The sequence below is a fragment of the Kitasatospora sp. MY 5-36 genome, assembly GCF_001182915.1.
Taxonomy (GTDB): Bacteria; Actinomycetota; Actinomycetes; order Streptomycetales; family Streptomycetaceae; genus Kitasatospora.
On sequence record NZ_LFVW01000611.1, the window covers coordinates 1 to 6,898 of the forward strand.

Sequence of the window (6,898 nt, forward strand, 5' to 3'; positions counted from 1 at the left end):
AGCCCGCCGGACGCCGCCGCCAGGCCGCGACGGGAGCCACCGTCGGGCCGCGACGGGTACCGGCGACGGCCGCGACGGGTGTCGGCGACAAGCGTGACGGGCGCCGGCGACGGCCGCCGCGGATCACTCGTTGGCCGGGGTACGGGACGGGCCCCATAGGATGGGGTCCAAAGACCACGAGGACGGAGCGCCGAACCCGGCTGCTCCTGCCCGGGCCCGGCTCCGCCCGCAAGGCACCGCCGGGTCTCACCAGAACTCACCCTGAGGATCGCTGCATGCCTGGCATCACGCGCGAGGAGGTCGCCCACCTCGCCCGGCTGTCGCGTCTTGAGCTGAAGCCCGAAGAGCTGGACCACTTCGCCGAGCAGCTCGACGTGATCATCGGCGCGGTCGCCCGCGTTTCCGAGGTCGCCGGACAGGACGTCCCGCCGACCTCCCACCCGCTGCCGCTGACCAACGTCATGCGCGCGGACGAGGTGCGGCCGTCGCTCACCCCGGAGCAGGCGCTGTCCGGCGCCCCCGCCTCCGAGGAGCAGCGTTTCCGTGTGCCGCAGATCCTCGGGGAGGACTGACCGATATGACCGAGCTGATCCGCTACACCGCCGCCGAGACCGCGAGCGCCATCGCCAAGGGCGAGGTGTCCGCCGTCGAGGTCGCGCAGGCCCACCTGGACCGCATCGGAGCCGTCGACAAGAAGGTCAACGCCTTCCTGCACGTCGACACCGAGGGCGCGCTGGCCGCGGCCAAGGCCGTGGACGACAAGCGCGCCAAGGGCGAGGAGCTGGGCCCGCTGGCCGGCGTCCCGCTCGCGCTCAAGGACGTCTTCACCACCAAGGGCATCCCGACCACCTGTGGTTCGAAGATGCTCGAGGGCTGGATCCCGCCGTACGACGCCACGCTGACCAGCCGTCTCAAGGACGCTGACGTGGTCATCCTCGGCAAGACCAACATGGACGAGTTCGCGATGGGCTCCTCCACCGAGAACTCCGCGTACGGCGCGACCGGCAACCCGTGGGACCTCTCCCGCATCCCCGGCGGCTCCGGCGGCGGTTCGGCCGCCGCGCTGGCCGCCTTCGAGGCCCCGCTGGCGATCGGCACCGACACCGGCGGCTCGATCCGCCAGCCCGGCGCCGTCACCGGCACCGTCGGCGTCAAGCCGACCTACGGCTCGGTGTCCCGCTACGGCCTGGTCGCCTTCTCCAGCAGCCTGGACCAGGGCGGCCCGTGCGCCCGCACCGTGCTGGACGCGGCCCTGCTGCACGAGGCCATCGCCGGCCACGACCCGCTGGACTCCACCTCGATCGACGCGCCCGTCCCGGCCGTCGTCGAGGCCGCGAGGATGCGCGACATCCGCGGCATGCGGATCGGCGTCGTCAAGGAGTTCGCCGGCGAGGGCTACCAGGCCGGCGTGATGCAGCGCTTCGACGAGTCGGTGGAGCTGCTGCGCGAGCTGGGCGCCGAGGTCGTCGAGGTCTCCTGCCCGTCGTTCACCCTGGCGCTGCCGGCGTACTACCTGATCGCGCCCAGCGAGTGCTCCTCCAACCTGGCCCGCTTCGACGCGATGCGCTACGGCCTGCGGGTCGGCGACGACGGCAGCCGCTCGGCCGAGGAGGTCACCGCCCTGACCCGCGAGGCCGGCTTCGGCCCCGAGGTCAAGCGCCGCATCATCCTGGGCACCTACGCGCTGTCCTCGGGCTACTACGACGCCTACTACGGCTCGGCCCAGAAGGTCCGCACGCTCATCTCGCGCGACTTCGACGCGGCCTTCGCGGGCGTGGACGTCCTGGTCTCGCCGACCACGCCGACCACCGCCTTCCCGATCGGCGAGCGCGCCGACGACCCGATGGCGATGTACCTGGCCGACCTGTGCACGATTCCGTCGAACCTGGCGGGCAACGCGGCCATGTCGCTGCCGGTCGGCCTGGCCCCGGAGGACAATCTCCCGGTCGGCCTCCAGATCATCGCACCCGCGATGGCGGACGACCGCCTGTACCGCGTGGGCGGCGCCGTCGAGGCCGCACTCAACGACAAGTGGGGGCACACCCTGCTGGAGGAGGCACCGGCACTGTGAGCAAGATCGAGAAGGCCAAGGGCTCCGGCTCGCTGAAGGGCTTCAAGCACTCCAAGCCCGGCCTGTGGCTGTCCATCGGCACCAGCGCGTTCGGCGCGATCTCCGTCGTCAAGGACGTCCGCAAGGCCCGCGAGGAGAGCGACACCCTCAAGCTGGTCAACGCCCTGGTCGGCGCGGCCGCGCTGGTCACCGGCACCGCCCTGCTGGTGCGCGAGCTGCGTCAGCTGGGCTCCGACGACGTGCTGCTGGGCTGAGCTGAGTCAAGCGCCCAGGCCCGGCCCCGCGCGACGCGGCGGCCGGGCCCGTACCTCCCAAGCTTCAAGTGAGAAGGGACGCTGTGAGCGTCATGAACCTGGTCTCCTACGAGGACGCTCTCGCGTCGTACGACCCGGTGATGGGCCTTGAGGTCCACGTCGAGCTGGGTACCAAGACCAAGATGTTCTGCGGTTGCTCGACCGAGCTGGGCGCCGAGCCGAACAGCCAGACCTGCCCGACCTGCCTGGGCCTGCCGGGCTCGCTGCCGGTGGTCAACGCGGTCGGCGTGGAGTCGGCGGTCAAGATCGGCCTGGCGCTGAACTGCGAGATCGCCGAGTGGTGCCGGTTCGCGCGGAAGAACTACTTCTACCCGGACATGCCCAAGAACTTCCAGACCTCGCAGTACGACGAGCCGATCGCCTTCAACGGCTACCTCGACGTGCAGCTGGAGGACGGCTCGACCTTCCGGGTGGAGATCGAGCGCGCCCACATGGAGGAGGACACCGGCAAGTCCAGCCACGTCGGCGGGGCCACCGGCCGCATCCACGGCGCCACCCACTCGCTGCTCGACTACAACCGGGCCGGCATCCCGCTGATCGAGATCGTCACCAAGCCGATCGAGGGCGCCGGCGAGCGCGCCCCCGAGGTCGCCAAGGCGTACGTCGCCGAGCTGCGCGAGGTGATCCGCTCGCTCGACGTCTCCGAGGCCCGGATGGACAAGGGCCAGATGCGCTGCGACGTCAACCTGTCGCTGCGCCCGAACGGCACCGAGACCTTCGGCACCCGCTCGGAGACCAAGAACGTCAACTCGCTGCGCAGCGTGGAGCGGGCCGCCCGGTTCGAGATCCGGCGCCACGCCACCGTGCTGACCGACGGCGGCACCATCGTCCAGGAGACCCGCCACTTCCACGAGGAGGACGGCTCCACCACCTCGGGCCGGATCAAGGACAACGCCGAGGACTACCGCTACTTCCCCGAGCCGGACCTGGTGCCGGTGGCCCCCGCCCGCGCGTGGGTCGAGGAGCTGCGCGCCGCCCTGCCCGAGCTGCCGCGGGTGCGCCGCGCCCGGCTCCAGGCCGAGTGGGACCTGTCCGACAAGGACATGCAGTCGGTGCTCAACGCCGGTGCGGTGGGCCCGATCCAGGAGACCATCGCGGCCGGTGCCCCGGCCGACCAGGCCCGCAAGTGGTGGATGGGCGAGCTGGCGCGCCGCGCCAACGAGACCGGCACCGAGCTGAGCGAGCAGCCGATCACCCCGGCGCAGGTCGCCCGGGTCGCCGCGCTGGTCGCCGAGGGCAAGCTGAACGACAAGCTGGCCCGCCAGGTCATCGAGGCCGTGCTGGCCGGCGAGGGCGAGCCGGACGCGATCGTCGAGAAGCGCGGCCTGGCCGTGGTCTCGGACGACTCCGCGCTGGGTGCCGCCGTCGACCAGGCCATCGCCGAGAACGAGGGGATCGCCGCCAAGATCCGCGACGGCAAGGTCCAGGCCGTGGGCGCGCTGGTCGGCGCGGTCATGAAGGCCACCCGCGGCCAGGCCGACGCCGCCCGCGTGAAGGACCTGATCCTGGAGCGTCTGGGCGCAGCCTAGGTCGTCAGCCCTTCCTTCCTAAGGCGTCTAAGGCATCTAAGGCCCTCTAAGTAAGGCCTAAGGCCCCGCCTCACCTATGTATCTGGGTGAGGCGGGGCCTTAAACCTTTTCTGGCACCCGATCTGCGCCCGATCTAAGGCATCCGGGCCCCGGAAGATGCGGCAGGCTCCCGATGCGGCACCCCCCACTGGCGGAGGAAGCTCTTACCTGTCAGCAGGACGCAGTGGAAAACCCGAGGGGGAACCGGAAATGATCGAGTACCAGACCTTCCAGCAACAGGCCCACGAGCTCGTGGCCCGCGCCGAGCACGAGCGCCTCGTGCGCGAGGCCAAGGAGGCCCGCCGCCTGCGGCAGCGCCCGGTGGCCGCCCGCTTCCAGCGGCGCCCCGTGCGTCGGCCCGAATGCTGACGGTGCGGCACCACGACGGTGCCGAAGGAACTCCGGAGGGGGAGACGCTGCGAGTGAGCGTCTCCCCCTCCGGGCGTTCGGGCCCTTCGACCCGTTCGCCAGGGGAGATAACCCCTCGGCCGGGCCCCACCGGCTATGGCATGCTCGCCTCCATGCAGCACACATCGGTCAGCCCCGTCTTCGTCGGCCGCGGAAGCGAGATCACCGAGCTGACCGACGCGCTGCGCCGCGCGGGCACCGGCAGCCCGCAGTCCGTCCTGATCGGCGGCGAGGCGGGGGTCGGCAAGACCCGGCTGCTGGAGGAGTTCCTGGAGCGGGCCGCCGCCCAGGGGGCGGTCACCTCGCTCGGCAGCTGTCTGGAGGTCGGCGCCGAGGGCCTGCCGTACGCGCCGCTGGCCGCCGCGCTGCGCCGGCTGCACCGCTCGCTGGGCGCCGAACTGGAGGCCGCCGCGGCCGGCAGCGAGAGCCATCTCGCCCTGCTGCTCTCCGAGTTCGGCGAGGTGGACGGCGAACCCAACGACGAGTACAGCCGGGCCCGGCTGTTCGAGCACACCGCGAGGCTGTTCGAACGGCTCGGCGCGGAGCGTACCCTCGTCCTCGCCGTCGAGGACCTGCACTGGTCCGACCGCTCCACCCGCGAGCTGCTCGCCTTCCTGGTGCGCACCCTGCACCGCTCCCGGGTGCTGCTGGTCGCCACCTACCGCACCGACGACCTGCACCGCCGGCACCCGCTGCGCCCCTTCCTGGCCGAGCTCGAACGGCTGCGCACCGTCCAGCGGCTGGAGCTGGCGCGGTTCGACCGCCGCGAGGTGGCCGCCCAGCTGGCCGGCATCCTCGGCACCACCGTCCCCGACCGCCAGCTGGTGGACCGCATCCACCGCCGTTCGGAGGGGAACCCGTTCTTCGTCGAGGAGCTGGCCACCGCCTTCGAGGACGGCTTCGGCGCCGGGCTGACCGACTCGCTGCGGGACATCCTGCTGGTACGGGTCGAGGGCCTGGACGAGGAGGCCCAGCGGGTGGTGCGGATCGCCGCCGAGGGCGGCTCGCACGTCGAACACGCCCTGCTGGCCGCCGTCCTGGACGACGACGAGGAGGCGCTGATCGAGGCGCTGCGGGCGGCCGTCGGCGCCAACATCCTGCGCCCGGACAGCGAGGGCGAGGGCTACCGGTTCCGCCACGCGCTGGTCCGCGAGGCGGTCTCGGACGACCTGCTGCCCGGCGAACGGCACCGGATCAACCGCAGGTTCGCGCTCGCGGTGGAGGCCCAGCCGCAGCTGGTCCCCGGTGACGCGCTGGCCGCCCGGCTGGCCAACTACTGGTACCACGCGCACGATCCGGCCCGCGCCCTGCCGACGGCCCTGGACGCCGCCCGCGCGGCCCGCCGCCGCAACGCCTTCGCCGAGCAGCTCGGCATGCTGGAACGCGCCCTGGAGCTGTGGGACCTGGTCTCCGAGGAGGTGCTGGCGCACACCCTGCGCCCGTACGACTGGGCCGAGACCTACCCGCCCGGCTCCTGCGACCACAGCACCGCGGACGGGGACTGCGACCGGATCCAGCTGGTCGACGTGCTGGCCGAGGCGGTGGTCGCGGCCCGGCGCTGCGGCGACCGCGAGCGCGGCCTGAGCCTGGCCAAGCGCGGGCTGCGGCTGGTCGACGAGGCCGAGCACCCGGTGCGCGCGGCCTGGTTCCGGATCAACCGGGCCCGGATGCTGGGCAGTCTGCGCCGCTCCGGCGACGAGGAGGAGATCGCGAACGCGCTGCGGCTGGTGGAGCACCTGCCGCCGACCGCGGTCCAGGCCGAGGTGCTCGCGCTCGGCGCCGGGACGGCGATGCTCAAGAAGCCCACCCCGGCGGCGATCGAGCTGGCCGAGCGGGCGATCCGGATCGCCGAGGAGGTGGGCGCGCACTCGGTCGAGGTGCACGCCCGGATGACCCTCGGCGGCCTGCGCTACGACGTCCAGGGCGACGCCGAGGGCGGGCTGGCCGAGCTCGCCGGGGCGGTCGAACGGGCCCGCCGGCTGGGCGTGCCCGACCTGCTGCTGCGCGGCATCAACAACCTGGCCAGCATGCAGCGCGGACTCGGGCACCCCGAGGACGCGGTCCGACTGGCCCGGGAGGGCCTGGAGTACGCGAACGGCAACGGCCTGCTGCGCAACATCGGCGCCATCCTGACCGGCAACCTGGTCGAGGCGCTCGCCGACCTCGGGCGGGCCCGGGAGGCCACCGAGGTGCTGGTCGGCTACGAGGCGGCCAGCCCGACCGGCACCCACGCCGAGTTCCTGGACCGGATGCGCGGCGAACTCGCCCTGCTCAAGGGGGACCTGGCCACCGCGGGGACGATGCTGGCGCAGGCCCGGTCGGCCAACCGGGTCGGCCAGGTCCAGCACAGCGTGCCGATCAGCCGGCTGGCGGTGCGGCTCGCGGCGCTCGGCGGCCGGCCGCTGGAGGCCCGGGCCGAACTGCTCGCCGCGCTGGAGGAGGACGGCCGGCTCGGCCACGAGTCCGACGTCTACCCGCTGCTGGCCGAGGCCGCCGCGGTGGAGGCGGACAGCCGGGGCCTGCCGCAGGCCGAGGCG

The 6,898-nt window shown here is 72.8% G+C and carries 6 protein-coding genes; all 6 read left to right on the plus strand.

Annotated features, from left to right (window positions below):
* The first annotated feature begins 275 nt into the window (after positions 1 to 275).
* Complete coding sequence (gene gatC / locus AE652_RS31565) at positions 276 to 572, plus strand: Asp-tRNA(Asn)/Glu-tRNA(Gln) amidotransferase subunit GatC (protein WP_049657766.1); 297 nt, start codon at positions 276 to 278, stop codon at positions 570 to 572.
* Positions 573 to 577: 5 nt separating this feature from the next.
* Entirely contained in the window at positions 578 to 2,071 is a 1,494-nt protein-coding gene (gene gatA, locus AE652_RS31570; protein WP_049657767.1) for an Asp-tRNA(Asn)/Glu-tRNA(Gln) amidotransferase subunit GatA, read from the plus strand.
* Complete coding sequence (locus AE652_RS31575) at positions 2,068 to 2,325, plus strand: hypothetical protein (RefSeq protein WP_049657770.1); 258 nt, start codon at positions 2,068 to 2,070, stop codon at positions 2,323 to 2,325. Before gatA ends, AE652_RS31575 begins: the two co-directional genes overlap by 4 nt.
* A gap of 83 nt (positions 2,326 to 2,408) precedes the next feature.
* A complete protein-coding gene (gatB, locus tag AE652_RS31580; protein WP_049657772.1) occupies positions 2,409 to 3,914 on the plus strand; it encodes an Asp-tRNA(Asn)/Glu-tRNA(Gln) amidotransferase subunit GatB in 1,506 nt (501 codons plus the stop codon).
* Between the two features lie 249 nt (positions 3,915 to 4,163).
* Positions 4,164 to 4,322: a hypothetical protein gene (locus AE652_RS46765; RefSeq protein WP_158077676.1), complete on the plus strand. Its 159-nt coding sequence runs from the start codon at positions 4,164 to 4,166 to the stop codon at positions 4,320 to 4,322.
* 152 nt (positions 4,323 to 4,474) lie between these two features.
* Positions 4,475 to 6,898 (plus strand): AAA family ATPase (locus AE652_RS31585; protein WP_049657774.1); only part of this gene is annotated, 2,424 nt, incomplete at its 3' end.